Annotated in this window: 13 protein-coding genes and 1 tRNA gene; 5 read left to right on the top strand and 9 right to left on the bottom strand. The window is 41.3% G+C overall.

Translation table 11 applies throughout. The features are described from left to right. The first annotated feature begins 134 nt into the window (after positions 1–134). Positions 135–1,199, top strand: a complete 1,065-nt coding sequence (locus NIES1031_RS22165) for an A/G-specific adenine glycosylase (RefSeq protein WP_073551608.1) — start codon at positions 135–137, stop codon at positions 1,197–1,199. Between the two features lie 600 nt (positions 1,200–1,799). On the opposite strand, the gene NIES1031_RS22160 is transcribed toward NIES1031_RS22165, so the two are convergent. The 3 genes from NIES1031_RS22160 to NIES1031_RS22155 form a co-directional block, all read right to left on the bottom strand. After that, positions 1,800–2,573, bottom strand: coding sequence for a TIGR04283 family arsenosugar biosynthesis glycosyltransferase (locus tag NIES1031_RS22160; protein ID WP_073551607.1), 774 nt, complete (start codon positions 2,571–2,573; stop codon positions 1,800–1,802). 120 nt (positions 2,574–2,693) lie between these two features. Continuing rightward, positions 2,694–2,951 (bottom strand): DUF3641 domain-containing protein, encoded by a 258-nt coding sequence (locus tag NIES1031_RS26485; protein WP_143167855.1) that lies wholly within the window; start codon positions 2,949–2,951, stop codon positions 2,694–2,696. A gap of 656 nt (positions 2,952–3,607) precedes the next feature. Next, positions 3,608–3,874 (bottom strand): hypothetical protein, encoded by a 267-nt coding sequence (locus NIES1031_RS22155; RefSeq protein ID WP_143167854.1) that lies wholly within the window; start codon positions 3,872–3,874, stop codon positions 3,608–3,610. A 130-nt stretch (positions 3,875–4,004) separates the two neighbouring features. Between NIES1031_RS22155 and NIES1031_RS22150 the strand changes: the two genes are divergently transcribed. Then, positions 4,005–4,997 carry a methyltransferase domain-containing protein gene (locus NIES1031_RS22150; protein ID WP_073551606.1) on the top strand — a complete coding sequence of 331 codons (993 nt, stop codon included), beginning with the start codon at positions 4,005–4,007 and terminating at the stop codon, positions 4,995–4,997. Between the two features lie 322 nt (positions 4,998–5,319). Here the strand turns inward: NIES1031_RS22150 and NIES1031_RS22145 are convergent, their stop codons facing one another. Next, on the bottom strand, positions 5,320–6,321 hold the full coding sequence (locus NIES1031_RS22145) for a hypothetical protein (protein WP_143167853.1): 1,002 nt from the start codon (positions 6,319–6,321) through the stop codon (positions 5,320–5,322). A 687-nt stretch (positions 6,322–7,008) separates the two neighbouring features. Between NIES1031_RS22145 and gatB the strand changes: the two genes are divergently transcribed. Both gatB and argJ read left to right on the top strand, forming a co-directional pair. Further along, positions 7,009–8,493: an Asp-tRNA(Asn)/Glu-tRNA(Gln) amidotransferase subunit GatB gene (gene gatB / locus NIES1031_RS22140; RefSeq protein WP_073551604.1), complete on the top strand. Its 1,485-nt coding sequence runs from the start codon at positions 7,009–7,011 to the stop codon at positions 8,491–8,493. Positions 8,494–8,816: 323 nt separating this feature from the next. After that, the gene (argJ, locus tag NIES1031_RS22135) at positions 8,817–10,157 is read left to right on the top strand and encodes a bifunctional ornithine acetyltransferase/N-acetylglutamate synthase (RefSeq protein ID WP_073551603.1); all 1,341 of its coding nucleotides are present in this window, start codon (positions 8,817–8,819) and stop codon (positions 10,155–10,157) included. A gap of 870 nt (positions 10,158–11,027) precedes the next feature. Here argJ and NIES1031_RS22125 read toward each other — a convergent pair. From NIES1031_RS22125 to NIES1031_RS22105, 5 genes are all read right to left on the bottom strand, one after another. Then, positions 11,028–12,095, bottom strand: a complete 1,068-nt coding sequence (locus NIES1031_RS22125; protein WP_073551602.1) for an NAD(P)H-dependent oxidoreductase — start codon at positions 12,093–12,095, stop codon at positions 11,028–11,030. A gap of 101 nt (positions 12,096–12,196) precedes the next feature. Next, a complete protein-coding gene (locus NIES1031_RS22120) occupies positions 12,197–13,384 on the bottom strand; it encodes an NAD(P)/FAD-dependent oxidoreductase (RefSeq protein WP_073551601.1) in 1,188 nt (395 codons plus the stop codon). Positions 13,385–13,403: 19 nt separating this feature from the next. Next, positions 13,404–14,075, bottom strand: coding sequence for a queuosine precursor transporter (locus NIES1031_RS22115; protein ID WP_073551600.1), 672 nt, complete (start codon positions 14,073–14,075; stop codon positions 13,404–13,406). A gap of 94 nt (positions 14,076–14,169) precedes the next feature. Continuing rightward, positions 14,170–14,254 (bottom strand) — tRNA-Ser (locus tag NIES1031_RS22110). Positions 14,255–14,301: 47 nt separating this feature from the next. Further along, positions 14,302–15,228 (bottom strand): TIGR04168 family protein, encoded by a 927-nt coding sequence (locus tag NIES1031_RS22105; protein WP_073551599.1) that lies wholly within the window; start codon positions 15,226–15,228, stop codon positions 14,302–14,304. A 169-nt stretch (positions 15,229–15,397) separates the two neighbouring features. Between NIES1031_RS22105 and nadA the strand changes: the two genes are divergently transcribed. After that, entirely contained in the window at positions 15,398–16,357 is a 960-nt protein-coding gene (nadA, locus tag NIES1031_RS22100; protein WP_073551598.1) for a quinolinate synthase NadA, read from the top strand. Positions 16,358–16,448 lie beyond the last annotated feature (91 nt).

Below are 16,448 nucleotides of genomic sequence, written 5' to 3'. Positions count from 1 at the left end.
ATGGTGTCATATTATAGCCATAGTCAATAGAGTTAGGACATCGAACACGCTAAGTTGATAGTTGACAGTTGACAAAGTCTTCATACACTCTCTTCACTGTCAACTGATCTCTGACCTCTGACCCCTGCTATATTATGCATTCTTGTGTCGAGAAACTTTTAAAGTGGTACGACAATCACCAGCGACTTTTACCCTGGCGTCAAGAAATCAATATTTATCACACCTGGGTGAGTGAAGTGATGAGTCAACAAACAGTCTTGGCTGTAGTCGTTCCTAAATTTTGCGAGTTTATCCAACAGTTGCCTACAGTATACGACCTTGCCAAGTGTGATGAGGAAACATTACGTCAACTTTGGTCAGGGTTAGGCTATTATGCACGAGCGCGGAACTTGCAAAAAGGCGCACAGATGATTGTAGAACAGCTTCACGGTCGTTTTCCGCAATCATACAATGAATGGCTCAAAATTCCTGGATGTGGTGCTTATACCGCCGCTGCGATCGCTAGCATCTGTCATCGTGAAAAAGTTGCGTGTGTCGATGGTAATGTCATCCGCGTGGTTAGTCGTCTCCTTGCTTTATCTGATGTATGGAGTAAATCAGGACAATCAGCAATTCAGGCGTATGTTAATAGCATCATGCCTCCGAAACGTCCTGGCGACTTCAATCAAGCGATGATGGAATTAGGCGCGACAATTTGTCGCAAATCAAACCCACTATGCGATTGTTGTCCTTTACAACAATCTTGTCTCGCATTTACTCATAATTGCGTTACCCAGTATCCGCCCAGAAAAACGCGACGCACTTCAATTAATATTGAGTTATTTGCATTAATTGTTTGGCACAGACAAACCGATACATTCGCCTTTGTAAAACGAACAAAAGGATTTTTAAAACATACTATCGGTTTTCCTTTATTGAGTCCTGGTGAAGTATCAGAATTAGAAAGTATCTTGCACTCGTTGCCATTACAAATCTTTAAATCTACTGATAGTTTCTCTCATACTATCACTCATCATCGTATTTCTAGCAGAGTAGCGCTCGTGCAAGTGACACAAAAGAATACTGTTGCTGTATTGATTTTACAGCAACTTGGATTTTTAGCACCTATTGACTGGGTAAGTAGAAGCAAGACGATTGCAAAACTTGCCACTACATTAGATAAAAAAGCTTTTCGGCTGTTTTTGATGCAGAATCAGTAGCGGTCGCATTCTTTTATTCTCCTTTTTGGATCTTTTATTGTATAGATGGTAGTTCTGAATAAGGCAGAATGGTCATAATCTACATCCTACAAAAGCCCACGTTGCGCCCAGCATCGCAGCCATTAAGCCATAAGCTGAACCCCAAAAAATACCAAATAGACAAACGCCTTTGCTCGTTAAGATCGCGCCAGAGACAAATAGCAATTTTGCAATTTTGTAGATGACAATGAATGCAAAGTGTCTAAAACACTACTATTTTGGACCACGATTAATAATGTCTACAAAAGTTCTTGCAGATTCAATTGTTTAACTGCGATCGCGATCAGTTTGAGCCTGATATTGTATCAGCAGTTGAGTCATGTTTTTCCTAATATCATTTCACTTTAAATTACAAATGGGTAGCAGAGGAGCCAGTTGCGTGCGGAGGTGTCCTCCGTTGAGCAAACTAGCGCGGGCAGAGAGAGAAATTAACTGTAGTTCTTATTTAGTGAAATAGTATAATATGAGAAAGCGATCACCTAAGTGCGACTTAGCAACTCAGTTTGGTTACGGTTACTTTATTTGAGATTTGACAAAAAGAACATTATTTTATTGTTTTAATTAATTGAATTTCGATAACAATCGGGGAACTGACTTAAACCACTGAATTGGAGACAGTCGCGATTGATAGCGATAAAAATAAACAAGTTTTTTTGGCGAAACCCCAAGTAAATATCCCAGAAGCACAATTTGATTAATCAGTGTTGTTTTCACAACTCCTTGTCTTAACCATCGACGCGCTGAGGTGATTACGGGTATAGGAATAATTGCAATATCTCCCAAGCGTTTTAACCGCCGCATCAATTCAAAATCTTCCATAATTGGCAACTCTGGAAAACTACCAATTTGGTGAAATGTTTCTGCTTTCAGAAAAATAGCTTGGTCGCCGTAGGGCATTTGTAAAAAGCGCGATCGCCAATTTACTCCTTGTTCAATGACTCGCAAACTTAAGTAAGGTGCATTAATTTGTAAAGCAAACGCACCTGCTACAAAAACTTTTTTATATCTTGGCGAACGTTTGAATGTGTCACGAATCATCGTGTCAAACTTAGGAGGTAAAAGGGTATCGCCATGTAAAAATAAGAGAATTTCTCCTGTTGCTGCTACAGCCCCCATATTCATTTGATAAGCACGACCCGTCGTAGATGCTGATAGAACTTTAACACCGAGCGACTGCACTAACTCCAGCGTACCGTCAACCGAACCTCCATCAACAACAATTACTTCAATATTTGTACTTGATTGAGTACAAGCAAGCACATTTTTGATCGTACCTACCTCATTAAGAACCGGAATGATAATTGAAATTCTTCTAGTTGTTGCTGCTAAAGTCACGATTTTACGATTCCTAACTTTCAACTAAAACACCACTATAACTAGAGCCGTAGCAATAAGGTGCAGTCTGTATTTCGTACACTAAATCTAAAGTGCCAGCTTTCAGTAACTGAGCAACTGTTAATATATTATGTCGCGAGTTTTTGCCGGAATATTTGTCATTTGGTTAAAATCATAATCGTAAATATTACCTAGATAATCAATTAAAAGTTTATTGCAATACATTAAATATTCAACTATTCTGAAATTGAAACGAGACTCTAAAAAATGCAAATAATGTTCATACAAATTTCTATATTCTAAATACAACTTAGTTCCCATCGGTAAGTTGGTAATGGTTAATAGGCTATTAAAGCAAGTGCCAAAATGTTTTTTCAAGGATACTTTTTAATCTTGTTCAACCCCAACTTTATGAGGAGAGACAGCAAACTTTTCTGAAACCGGAAGTGAGGAATTATACATCAAGTATAAAACTAAATTGGGTTGGTGATCGTAGCCGAGACGATTCAACCATTGCACTGCGCATTGTATTAACATTATTTGCAAGATAGCAGGGAAGGGAAGCACTAATTCTCACCTGATGTCGAGCGCAACATTCTAGGATATCGCTAAATCCTGTTTTTCCTAAAAGGTGTGACGGCTGCATGTGGTGGAGTATTCATTATTTGCGAAATCATTTTTGTTGTTTCTAAATAGGTCATCTGAATTCTTTGGTATACATTGTGTTCCCAGATGTGATGAGGCGATCACTTCCAGACTTATTGAGTTGTATACTAGGTATTACGAAGCTACAGCGCAAAAGAATGTAATACTAATCTGTAATTAAAAAAGCTAAATCAAGCATGGGTTTTGGAAAATTCAACTTAACCACATTCTTTTTAACATCGGCTTCGTATAACGATTAAAGCCAAAATAACGGATTTCAATCAGACTTAAATAGATTTATTCAATAGATACTAATGCTTTGAGGGATGTAGAGCCATTGCTGTACTTTTCCATCATTACATCTTGAACACTAGCTTTTTTTAACACATCTAATGGCGCACCCAGCCCGTACTGAATTGCAGGATTCTGAGCATACTGATAGCACTTAAAACGGACAGCATACTTCCTGCACTTAAAACACTCAATATACAACCAGCGCTACCGACGCTTAAAATACTCCCCGCGCTGCCGATACTAAGGATGCTACCAACGCTACCAATACTTAAAATACTTCCAGCACTACCAATGCTGAGGATACTGCGATAACTCATCCAACTCAAAATACTGCGTTCTGTGGCAATCCAGCTTTCACCCATCTTGCCGCTATAACTAAATGAATAGAGGGATTGTAACACAGCTTGAGAAGGCAGAGCATTATGTATGCCTTTATAGCAATAGTTAGTATGCTTAGGACATGATAGAAACATTGAATTGAACTGCATCTCCATGAATTTGTTATTTATCCTGGAAATTTTCTTTATTCTATTGCTAAGTGCGATCGCTCTCTATATATTCACCGCTCGTCGTTATCAATCGTCTGACTCAGTTGCCAACTCGTACGACCAATGGACTGAAGACGGAATTTTAGAGTTTTATTGGGGCGAACACATTCACTTAGGACATTATGGATCGCCACCGCGCCGTAAGGATTTTCTCACAGCTAAATCTGACTTTGTACATGAAATGGTGCGTTGGGGTGGTTTAGATAAGTTTCCTCCTGGGACAACTGTCCTAGATGTTGGCTGTGGTATCGGAGGTAGCAGCCGCATTTTGGCACGAGATTACGGATTTGCGGTCACTGGAATTACGATCAGCCCGCAACAAGTACTCCGCGCCAAGCAACTTACGCCCGAAGAACTGAATGTCCAGTTTCAGATAGATGATGCGATGGCGATGTCGTTTCCTGATGCTAGTTTTGATGTTGTTTGGTCAATTGAGGCAGGTCCGCATATGCCCGATAAAGCAATTTTTGCTAAAGAATTGATGCGAGTACTCAAGCCAGGGGGCTTGCTAGTTGTTGCGGATTGGAATCAACGCGATGCACGGAAGAAGCCACTCAATTTTTGGGAAAAACCCGTGATGCGGCAACTCTTAGATCAGTGGTCTCATCCTAAATTTGCCAGTATTGAAGAATTTGCTGAACTTTTGGCAGCAACGGGATTTGTAGAAGGCGAGGTTGTTACTGCTGATTGGACAGAACCAACGCTACCATCTTGGTTGGATTCGATTTGGCAAGGTGTGGTTCGACCTCAAGGTTTGGTTCAGTTTGGTTTACCAGGAATCCTCAAGTCGCTACGCGAAGTTCCGACTCTACTTCTGATGCGGTTAGCATTTGGCACAGGACTTTGCCGATTCGGAATGTTTCGCGCTGTCCGAAACAACAAGGTAACAGCAAATGAACTGCTAGAAGTAGTTGATGCGAAGGCAATTCATCATTAGTTAAGGTTAGCAAATTGTGCCTCGTACATCCAGCAGTTCATTCTTCTCACTGGTGATTTATCCAGTGAGAAATAAATATATAATCGCACGTCGATTGAAAAATTGAGCTAATGACTTTAGTAACTGGTGACAAAGCCAGCAGCAACTCACAATAAATGCTTTTGTGTACTTCAATTAATGTATTAACAGAATAAAAATAAGTTTGTCTTTCATATTAATTGAACTAATTAATTCCTAGAAATCTTTTCAGGTCAGCTATTGGTAAATAGCCTAATTACTAATAGCGCCGCACTTTTGCCATTATTTGTTTCCGTTACGCTACTCATAACCTTGAAATACCTGTTTGAGGCCAATGAAAATCAAACCGCTCATTATAGTAAGTGCGCTTCAGATAAGCTAGGTCAGCTTCCCACTCCTGAATTGCTTTGTTATAAGCACCTGTGTTGTGTCGCTTTGCATTGCGTGTAAATGCTGCAATAGATTCAGCTAACTTTTTCAGCCTCTTAGCTGTACCTGGTTGACCCCACTCATTTAAATAGGAGACATTATCTATAGATCGCAAAGGATACAAGAAAATCTGGTTAAGAATTTGTCTGCGTTGATTTTCTGGTAGACCATTGACACCAACTTTATATCCATAGAGTTTCAGAAGTCCTTCTTGATACTTGAAGATATCTCCCGATAACTCTTGTGATTCTATTTTCGTTGTTGCAGTTGTAGTTGATTGGACAAGTGTTTTTGTACCCTTTAATGCTGTTAATCTTTCTGAAATACGTAAGAGTAAAGTTCGAGCTTTCTTTCGAGTTCGAAACTGTAACTCATAATGTAGCTCGCTCAAGATGTGCGGATTGTTCCATTCTGAGTCAGCAATTCTCTCGAGCTCTTCAGTACGACATCCAATATATAAACGCTTTCGGTTGAATTTTTCAATATGTTGAGTTTCGTTTCTGGATGTTGATAGTTGTGGGGTAACATTAGTGAGAACTTCTTCTCCTTGGACTGCGGGAGAAGAGCCATAACTGGCTCTCTCAGACTTAAACTCAAATGGTCTATCAATCAGAAGTTCCCGTTGCGGCATTGGTGGGTAGTTTAATGGCTTCTGAGTCTCTGTTTCTGCGCAAGGTGACGGCTGTGTGTTAGCCTGCTCACTAGGTGATTCTACCTTCACTGAAAAGGAAGAAGAAGCAAAGATAGGTTTTTCCAACTTAGTTTCAAGTGGCTTTTTGGTCAGAAGGTTGTGTTGTGGCTTGTGAGCGTCAGATCGTAAGAGTTTTCGAAGGAGAGCTTTGAACCACTTTAATAGTTTTCTTAAAAAACCTCTCATGAGAGTTAGATAAATTCAGCAATCGATTATTTTACTTCCGCTTCTTGACTTTGGCGCAACTTGATTTTAGTATCTAACTACTTTTAAGTTTCGTGCCAGGTCAAATGCAAATATCACTAGAATATAGTGTTAAGTTTCCAACCTAGCATTCATATACACAGCAATGGCGATCGCACCCTACCAGTGATCTCTCTACGCTCGAACAGAAAACTCATACTTACTTAATCATCGCCATCCACTAAAATTTAGTCAGGACTTACGCAACAACTACCCCGAACAATCACTGCTTCATGAGCAGCCGCTTTTTTGGAGGGGGTTTGGGGGACGCAACCGTCCCCCGGTGGGGGGAATGGGGGGAAGCCCCCCAAGTTTTGGTTCTGATTAAAACGCTAAAATTGCGTAAGTCATATTAGTTTTAGATGCAATTTTATTTTTGTATAAGAAGTTCTCACAAAGAGCTAGATTTACAAGCTAATGCAGTATGAGTAAGGATTTGATAGATTATTAGGTATTAATTAACTCGTGATTAGACGACTTTATGGTACTGGGGCGCACAACATACACATATTTTGCGTAAATTGTCAAGGATGATTCCTCAGTGCCAAATCAACACTAAACTCAAACGCCATTCGGTGAATCGCAGTCTACAATAGTAGCCTAAGAAAGATATAGCTGCTTGGTTTGATTATGACTACTGCTACTGCGGTAAAAACCGATTACGAAGCGATTATTGGTTTAGAAACCCATTGTCAGCTGAGTACAAAAACTAAAATATTTTCTAGTAGCTCGACCGAGTTTGGTGCTGACCCTAATACTAACATTGACCCAATTTGTATGGGTTTACCTGGGGTATTACCTGTTTTGAATGAAAAAGTTCTAGAATACGCTGTGAAAGCAGGTTTAGCACTTAATTGCGAGATTGCCAAATATAGCAAATTTGACCGGAAACAATATTTTTATCCTGATTTACCGAAAAACTACCAAATTTCGCAATATGACTTACCGATCGCACAACACGGCTGGTTAGAAATTGAACTTGTTGACAGTGATGGTAATCCAATACGCAAACGCATTGGCATCACGCGCTTGCACATGGAAGAAGATGCCGGAAAATTAGTTCATGCGGGAAGTGATCGCCTTTCCGGTTCAACATATTCGCTCGTAGACTATAACCGTGCAGGTGTACCATTAGTGGAAATTGTTTCGGAACCTGATATGCGATCAGGACAAGAAGCCGCTGAATATGCGCAAGAACTCCGCCGCATTCTCCGTTACCTGGGTGTAAGTGACGGGAATATGCAAGAAGGTTCCTTGCGGTGCGATGTCAATATCTCAGTGCGTCCGGTGGGACAAAAAGAGTTTGGCACGAAAGTTGAAATAAAAAATATGAACTCGTTCAACGCGATTCAACGCGCGATTGAATACGAAATTGAACGCCAAATTGCAGCAATTGAAGCAGGAGAAAGAATCATTCAAGAAACTCGCTTGTGGGAAGAAGGCGCGCAACGCACAATTAGTATGCGTACCAAAGAAGGTTCGAGCGATTACCGCTACTTCCCCGAACCCGATTTAGCACCAATTGAAGTCACAAACGAACAACTCGAAAAATGGCGCAGTGAACTTCCCGAACTTCCCGCCCAAAAACGCCACCGCTATGAAAGTGAATTGGGGCTTTCACCCTATGATGCACGCGTACTTACCGACGATCGCGCCGTAGCTGAATATTTTGAAGCCGCGATCGCATCTGGTGCATCTGCAAAACAAGCAGCAAACTGGATTATGGGTGATATTGCAGCATACCTGAATAAAAATAAGCTGAGTATCAACGAAATCGCGCTCAAACCTGAAGCCCTTGCCGAACTCGTCACATTGATTGAAGACAACACAATCAGCGGTAAAATCGCTAAAGACATACTACCAGAGTTATTAACCAAGGGTGGTTCGCCAAAAGCGATCATCGAACGCGATAACCTAGGTCAAATATCAGATTCGAGTGCATTAGAACGAGTAATCGATCAAGTGATCGCCGCCAACCCCAAAGAACTCGAACAGTACCGCAACGGTAAAACGAAACTTCTTGGCTTCTTTGTCGGAAAAGTTCTCAAGGAAACCGGAGGACGTGCTGATCCTAAGTTGACAAATCAATTGCTGGCAAACAAACTTAATGGTTAGTGCATCAGTAATTGGTCATTGGTAACTGGTAATTGATAGCAATCAGTTATTAGCTGTTAACTATTAGCTTCTGCTTGATGGCTAAACGCTAATCGCCAAGTGCTAAATGCTTTACTATTACCTGTTACCAATACTTAACAAAAAATCTAGAATCACGAGTAAATCAATGCTATCTAACCTGGTATACTTTGCAGAGTAGATGCACCCTGATGATCGGGAGAGTCACACAAAAGACTCTCCTTTTTTATAAAGATTGACGTAAAATTGACAATTCATTAGGGGTAAGCGCCACAGGCGATAAGTGCGATCAAAGGCAGAGAGTAATGTCACAATGGCGAGAAATTGAGGGTGGCGTGACTGCTCCCAGAGGATATAAAGCAGCAGGAATCACAGCAGGATTGAAACCTTCAGGGCTTCCAGATTTGGCATTAATTGTGTCAGATGTCGAAGCGATCGCCGCAGGGGTTTTTACCACATCCCAAGTTCGCGCCGCGTGCGTAGATTACTGTCGTCAACGCCTGCAAGCAAAATCCAGCGCTAGAGCAATATTATGTAATGCCGGACAAGCTAATGCCTCGACAGGTTCGCAAGGATGGCTTGATACTTTAGAAAGTGCGATGCTACTAGGGCAAGCACTCAATATTCCTTCTGAGTCAGTACTCATCGCTTCGACAGGCGTCATTGGGTGCAGAATTCGCATGGATGCACTCAAAGCAGGAATTCCCAAACTTGTCGCCGCTGCTTCCGCAACAGGTTCTGATGATGCTGCACAAGCAATTGTCACAACAGATTTAGTGACAAAATCCGTTGCTTTAGAAACGACGATGGGCGATCGCCCTGTGCGCATTGGTGGAATTGCCAAAGGTTCAGGGATGATTCATCCAAATATGGCAACAATGCTCGCTTTTGTTACCTGCGATGCTGCCGTGTCTCCTTCATTGTGGCAGCAAATGCTAAGCCGCGCTGCCGATAAAAGCTTTAATCAAATCACAGTAGATGGCGATACCAGCACCAATGATACACTCATTGCACTCGCAAACGGTCAATCACGTACCCCTGCAATTACAGAAATGGGGGCTGAAGCTGAAAAGCTAGAAGCAATGTTAACCGAAGTGTGTCAGCGTCTAGCAAAAGCTGTTGCGCGTGATGGTGAAGGCGCAACGTGTTTAATTGAAGTGCAAGTTAGTGGTGCGACAGATGAAGAATCTGCAAGAAAAGTTGCCAGAACAATCGCAGGTTCATCTTTAGTCAAGTCTGCAATCTTTGGACGCGATCCCAACTGGGGAAGAATTGCAGCCGCAGCAGGGCGCGCAGGAGTTCCCTTCGAACAAGAAAACTTGCAAATCAAACTGGGGAACTTTGAGTTGATGCAAAATGGCGAACCATTACCGTTTGATCGTGCTGGTGCAAGTGCATATTTGAAACAAACGGCGGAGGATTCTTCACTACCCAAAGAAGCGGTGGCGACGAATATGAGCAATGATTTTTCTGTTGTTGAAGCCGGAATATCACTACCATTTGACCGCGCAAATGCACCACAGCAAAGAATCGACAACCCTGTAATTATTGCTGTAAGTCTTGGTAATGGTTCAGGTTTTGGTAAAGCTTGGGGCTGTGACTTAAGTTACGATTACGTCAAAATTAATGCCGAATATACAACTTGAGGGGCAGCTAGTCAAGTGTGGTTGGTAATCGAGCATGACTAAATAATCGTCTTCAATTACCAATTATCGATTTGCATTCTTAAATACTATGATGAAGCAAGAAGCGGTTTGTAATGGCAACTATGAAACTTGGCAAACGATATTAAGTCGTGATTCGATCATTCTCTGAGCAATTCAAACTTATCGCCGCCGAAAACAAGAGTACCCTATTCTACTAAGTAAACTGGAATATTCTCATCTTGAAATTATTCATTTACAGTCACCTCGTATGACACAAAACTGGTTACTCAAGTTGATTAGTTAGCTTAAATTTACAAGTCAAAATTCTAGATTATTTTTTCCAGGTTTCCAATCTTCTCCTCTTGGAAGCTGAACCAACTTTTCACTTAATAATTGCAGGCAATACCATGTCACTTTGAATTTACTACAAATAGGTAGCTTCAGGAGCAGAGGAGAAATGGTTTGTAGTTTTTATTTGGTGAAATGGTGTAATTCTTTAACAGTATGGGAATATATTATTATCAAAAACTGCCAAACTACCAGAATCACTTGCTCTCTATCAACTATTTCACTAATCTGGAATTCGCTGTAGCTTCCATTCAACACTTCTACACTTGCATCACGAATTGCAGACTCAAATTCATCTTCTAAGTAGGTGGACATAATTAAATATCACACGTAACATCTGTCAGGTAATAGGTAATGAATAATAGAGACTCTTTCCAATGACCAATGACCAGTTACCAAATACCTGCCCTTAAGTTATGTTTATTTTTACCCACTTACTTAGTATAGAGTGTCACTCATCTAAATTTAGATAATAAGATGTAAGGAGAATGGCTGAGCCACTCTCCTATAATTTATTTCATCCTAATCGCGCAGTTTTTCGCCTTCACTTTTGTAGAATGACAGTTTTGCGTCTTGATTGAGTCCTTGTGCTTGTTGTTCTGCTGGTGAAGAATCTTTAGGAGGAATTCCTAATCCCATACGTACATTACGCCAACCTAGCTTAATATCGTCCCACAAGTGGCTAGGTGGTTTGTAACCATAGGCGCGGTACTTGTTAGGTGGCACTTTTCCTTTTTGGTGGACAAAGTCTGCAAAAGTATCCGTCCAAGCATCAAACTTATCGTAAAAATTTGGTTCTTCCTCAATATCTTCAGCTTGGTTATCGCTATACTTCTTCCCGTGACCAATTTCTACATAGCGCCAGAGGTGATCTGGAACTTCAATTCCACTATAACGAGATTGCCAAACAATTGGTGCATAAGCATTGCGTTCATTCTCAAACGGTTTTTCTTCTGGATCGAAGTAATGTTTATGTTTGAGGTGTTTGGGTCGTCCTGTAGAATCAAGTTCATCAGCGCCATTGTCTCCATAGCAGAAAAAGCCTGCTGTGCGTCCTTCTAAGTGGTTCATACTCAGTTCTTCCCACTCTGGAGAATGTTCGAGTCGCATTGCTTTTTCAGGATCTTTATGATCGATTAAGTCTTCACGAGGATTACCACCACTCATACACACCAAACGATCGAACATCAGCTTTAAATTACTGCTGGGCGCATACCAGTTGATTGGACCAATAATCGCCCATGCATCCGCAAGATCGAGACGGGAATATAAATTGAGATTCCACATTAAGTCTGGTTCAGCTTTACTGTTAGGTTCATAACAATTGCAAGGCCATACACATAATGCCATTGAAGTTGAAGCACAAGCATTACAGCTTTGAATATGTTCGCGCGCGTAAACGTTACCGAGATCTTCGTAGTCAATTTCCCAATCTTGCGGAAGGCGTTCTGCCATGCGTAGCATCAATGTACGCGATTTAGAATCAACTCCAGGACAATTATACTGACGGCGATTTGACCCAGAAATGATTAATACTTGAAACGGGCGTTTTTCTACTGGAAGTTTCCCGTTTTCATCGTTCGGTTTCATCGTTATATCGATATCAAGTGCTCAGTATCCATTTAACCGAATTGCCACGTAGAAGAACATCTATGGGAGTAATTTCGGCTACTACTTTTTCCTCTCACTCCTTAATCATCGTTCCTCGCCCCTTTCAAGTGAATTCGCGCTGGGGTAAGCTGAGGAATAATATCATCAGCTTGACCTGCTATTGACCGCGCAAACCGTTGTGCTAGCGGAGGTATGAGGACTAAGGGATTGCTAAAGCCTGAGAAAATATGAATACCTTCAAAATCAGGAATTGCCCCAATCAATGGTAGGCGATCACCACTAAAGGCAACTAGGCAATGATGCCATGATCCTGGTAAGTTTTTGAGTTTTGGTAATATCATTCCAACACTGTTTCTGAGTGCTGTTTCGCTACTAACCGCGTCGATAGGTGCAAAAGGTTCTGTCAGTACCCGACTCATTTGACCCAAATATAATCGGCGATCGCGAAATTGAACGGCTCCTGGGTCTAAAATTGGTGGCAATGTTTCATTTCCAGAATTCCATAGACTATCATCTTTTGTAGAGTCTGCTTCTAATTGAAATCTTTTCAATACCGCTGGCATGACGAGGGTGCGTAACTCGACATCGACAGGTGGAGTGGCGATGATTTCTGCATGAGTGAAATATACACGGACTGAAATTCCGGCTGATTTAAGTAATGCGCGGCTAAAGCCACCTGCACACACTACAGTATTAGCAGCATGGTAAGTATTTGTTTTTGTTTTCACGCCAATGATACGTTGACCTTCACGCAATAACTCCCACACCTGTGCCACGTACATCGTACCACCCGCACGTAAGAATGCTTGAATGTATGCTTCGGCAAGTTTTTCGGCGTTGATGTGTCCGTGTTTAACACTCAGCGCCCCAGCGATCGCATCTTTATTCAATAATGGTTCTAATTCGCACGCTTCATCGACACTCAGTAATCGTGGTGGAATCGCAAATTGTGCATAAGATGCAGCTACAGTTTCTGGATTGTCATCGCGATCAATCGTCAAGAGTAAATCTAATTCCCGCAACTCAGTATCCGCGTTTAACTCTTGAGATAGCAAGCGGTGACGGGTAATTCCTTCTTCACAAAGTTGCTTCGTTAAATCGGTTGTCCCTGACCAATACGCTAAACCACCATAACTGTAATAAGTAGCATTGTGTGGTGTTGCTTCTTTTTCAAGGAGTAATACAGCAAAGTTTTGTTTGACTAACTCATAGCTTAATGCTGCACCTGTAATTCCACCGCCGATTACAATCCAGTCATACGTTTTCATCAGGAGTGTTCTCTGTTAACTAACCTGAGTGGAATGGATTAAAGTCTGTGTTGATATCGTAGTAATCTTCCTTCTCCTGTTGCTTCAACCATCCTGTAGTCCAGTACGTCACAGGAGTAAACAAAATTTCCACTCCACATTTGAATAAATAGTTCGACACAATTAATGTCCACAATAAATTATTTGGGACAACGCCGCTAAACGCAACCAGAATAAATATTGCTGTATCTAAAATTTGACCTACTAAAGTGGAACCAATCGTCCGCATCCACAGCCATCGTCCGTGGGTAACAAGTTTTAATTTCGCCAAAGTCAAGGAGTTGGCAAACTCACCAACAAAATACGCAACTAAACTTGCTGCCACGATTCTCGGTGTAAGTCCAAGAATTTGATTATATGCGGTTTGATATTGCCAATCCGGTGCAGGTGGGAGAATTCCAACAACAATAAATGTCACAGACATTAACAAAGCTGAGAAAAATCCTAGCCAAATGACTTTACGCGATCGCGCATATCCATAAACCTCTGTCAGAACGTCCCCAAAAATATAGCTTAGGGGAAACAATAGCGTTCCCCCATCAAAGGTAAACGGTCCAAAGGTAACAATTTTTGTCGAAGTGACATTTGAGATGAGTAGTACCGTAACAAATAACGCTGCGATCGTGTCTAGATGTTTATACGCTTTGGACACTGAATAACATCCTAATTAGTACTGACTCAACATATAAGGAGCAATTTTATTTATTCGCCAAATCCTTTAATAGACGCAGACATTGCTGTAACAACGGAGAGGGGGAGATTCGAACTCCCGGAAGCTTTCACTTCATCCGATTTCAAGTCGGACGCAATCGACCACTCTGCCACCTCTCCAGTTTGACTTTTAGCTATTTGCTATTAGCCATAATACATTCTATCAGCTATACTGGCTGCATTAAAGAGCTACTATTTTGATAAAGAATTTGTTCAGACGCTATTTTGTAGTTTTGATGTAACCACACCAAAGAAACTTGAGTCACAGTACTATCTTGCAAGTACACAAGTGAAAAATTCCGCTGGCGATCGCTTTCCACTTGTACGATACGAGGGACACTAGCTGCATTAAGATAGACTGTTCTTTTTGCAACAGCAATTGCCTTGCGTAGTTGCTGGTGTGTGTGACGGAGTTTGTGATGCATGTGACCAAAAGTCACCAAAGGAATGTTTTTTCCTGCGGCGCGAGTTTGCGCAATCGCATCTGCAAAGTCAGGATCGCCAAAGTCACCCCCTAGTGGTTGCCAGTCTTTACCACAAGGATCTTCAGCGCGATCACCGAGTCCAAATGGACCATTATGTCCAAGAAAGATAATGTTGTCATGTTGCGCGCTTTTAGCCGCAGCTACCATCAAAGCGGTAGATTCAGCAAAACTTGTAACACCAAACCTCTCTTGGTAAAAATTGGCATTTTTCCATGTTGCACCTCCCCAGCTAAAGGGACGACCACCAACAACGCTAAGATTGAACTCTGGAAAGTCACATTTTTGATAACCAACATGGCTTTCCCCTAGTAAATCAATTTGCTGCTGTACCCAGTCTTCTTGTTCGCGGTTGTAAGGACATTTCTTACGTCCCCAATCCGTGGCAGTATACCAAGCATCATGATTGCCAAAAACTGCAGCTTTGGGAATTTCTAAAGCAGCGATCGCCCGCACAACTTCTACTGATTCGTTACCAAAATCGCCCACAAATAGCACCAAATCTACATCTAAGTGCTGTAATGCAATGCCATCTTCAGCTTCCCACTGGTCGTGAATATCTCCAACTACAGCAATTTTTATCAGGCGATCGTACATTATCTGACTGGTCATGCTATTTTCCTTTCCTTTCCTTTTCCAGGATAGAAAAGCTTTCTAGTATTTGGCATAAATATACCTGTTGAGTTTGCACTCCTGATCAAAACTCATAGTAAAGTAAATTTTGGTAAAAACTACTATAATTAAGAAGACTACGACTTATTAATCTAGGCAATTCTTAACTGTGTTTACAACTGCACTAGCCGCAACGAAATCACCAATTGACTTATTTGCAGCAATTCAAGAATTAAAGGAAGAGATGAATGCTGTCATTCTGGCACATTACTACCAAGAGCCAGACATTCAAGATATTGCTGACTATATTGGTGACTCGCTAGGGCTTTCTCGTCAAGCAGCCAGCACAGATGCTGATGTCATTGTCTTCGCCGGTGTACATTTCATGGCAGAAACGGCTAAAATTCTTAATCATGACAAGCTTGTGCTTCTACCTGATTTAGCCGCAGGATGTTCTTTAGCTGATAGTTGTCCACCCGAAGCATTTGCAGCTTTCAAAGCAGCGCATCCAGAGCATTTAGTAATTTCCTACATCAACTGCACTGCCGAAATTAAGGCAATGAGCGACATTATTTGTACTAGTTCTAATGCAGTTGAAATTGTACGTCAAATTCCAGAAAATCAACCAATCATCTTTGCTCCAGATCGTAACCTCGGACAATATGTAATCCAGCAGACTGGGAGAGACTTGCTACTTTGGCAAGGCAGTTGTATCGTACATGAAACATTCTCAGAACGCAAAATAATACAACTAAAAGCCGAACATCCAGAGGCTGAAGTCATTGCGCATCCCGAATGTGAAAGTGCTGTCCTCCGTCATGCTCATTATATTGGTTCTACAACTGCTCTCCTTAAATACTGTCAGCAAAGTCATGCACAAGCTTTCATCGTAGCTACCGAACCAGGTATTATTCACCAAATGCAAAAGCAACAGCCAGGTAAAATATTTATTCCTGCGCCTCCCGTCAGTAGCTGTGCTTGTAACGAGTGTCCTTTTATGCGTTTAAACACTTTAGAAAAACTGTATTGGGCAATGAGAAACCGTACCCCACAAATCAACCTTGCAGAATCAACACGCTTAGCAGCTTTGAAACCTATTCAAAAAATGCTGGAAATGAGTAGTAAATAAAAGTATATATATATACAAAACCTCCTCTATAAATAGAGAAGGAATTTAGATGAACCTGGCACGGAGCTATTGTACCGCAGGGCTACCCCCA

Source organism: Chroogloeocystis siderophila 5.2 s.c.1, assembly GCF_001904655.1.
In the GTDB taxonomy this organism is placed as follows: Bacteria; Cyanobacteriota; Cyanobacteriia; order Cyanobacteriales; family Chroococcidiopsidaceae; genus Chroogloeocystis; species Chroogloeocystis siderophila.
The sequence above is the reverse complement of the archived record's forward strand: the minus strand, read 5'-3'. Positions and strand labels throughout refer to the sequence as shown.

Bases quoted from the DNA above. Each gene is read 5' to 3' on its own strand.
- NIES1031_RS22120 (WP_073551601.1), bottom strand. From the start codon at position 13,384: ATGAAAACGTATGACTGGATTGTAATCGGCGGTGGAATTACAGGTGCA.
- argJ (WP_073551603.1), top strand. From the start codon at position 8,817: ATGTCACAATGGCGAGAAATTGAGGGTGGCGTGACTGCTCCCAGAGGA.
- NIES1031_RS22105 (WP_073551599.1), bottom strand. From the start codon at position 15,228: ATGACCAGTCAGATAATGTACGATCGCCTGATAAAAATTGCTGTAGTT.
- NIES1031_RS22155 (WP_143167854.1), bottom strand. From the start codon at position 3,874: ATGGGTGAAAGCTGGATTGCCACAGAACGCAGTATTTTGAGTTGGATG.
- NIES1031_RS22165 (WP_073551608.1), top strand. From the start codon at position 135: ATGCATTCTTGTGTCGAGAAACTTTTAAAGTGGTACGACAATCACCAG.
- NIES1031_RS22145 (WP_143167853.1), bottom strand. From the start codon at position 6,321: ATGAGAGGTTTTTTAAGAAAACTATTAAAGTGGTTCAAAGCTCTCCTT.
- NIES1031_RS22150 (WP_073551606.1), top strand. From the start codon at position 4,005: ATGAATTTGTTATTTATCCTGGAAATTTTCTTTATTCTATTGCTAAGT.
- NIES1031_RS22125 (WP_073551602.1), bottom strand. From the start codon at position 12,095: ATGAAACCGAACGATGAAAACGGGAAACTTCCAGTAGAAAAACGCCCG.
- gatB (WP_073551604.1), top strand. From the start codon at position 7,009: ATGACTACTGCTACTGCGGTAAAAACCGATTACGAAGCGATTATTGGT.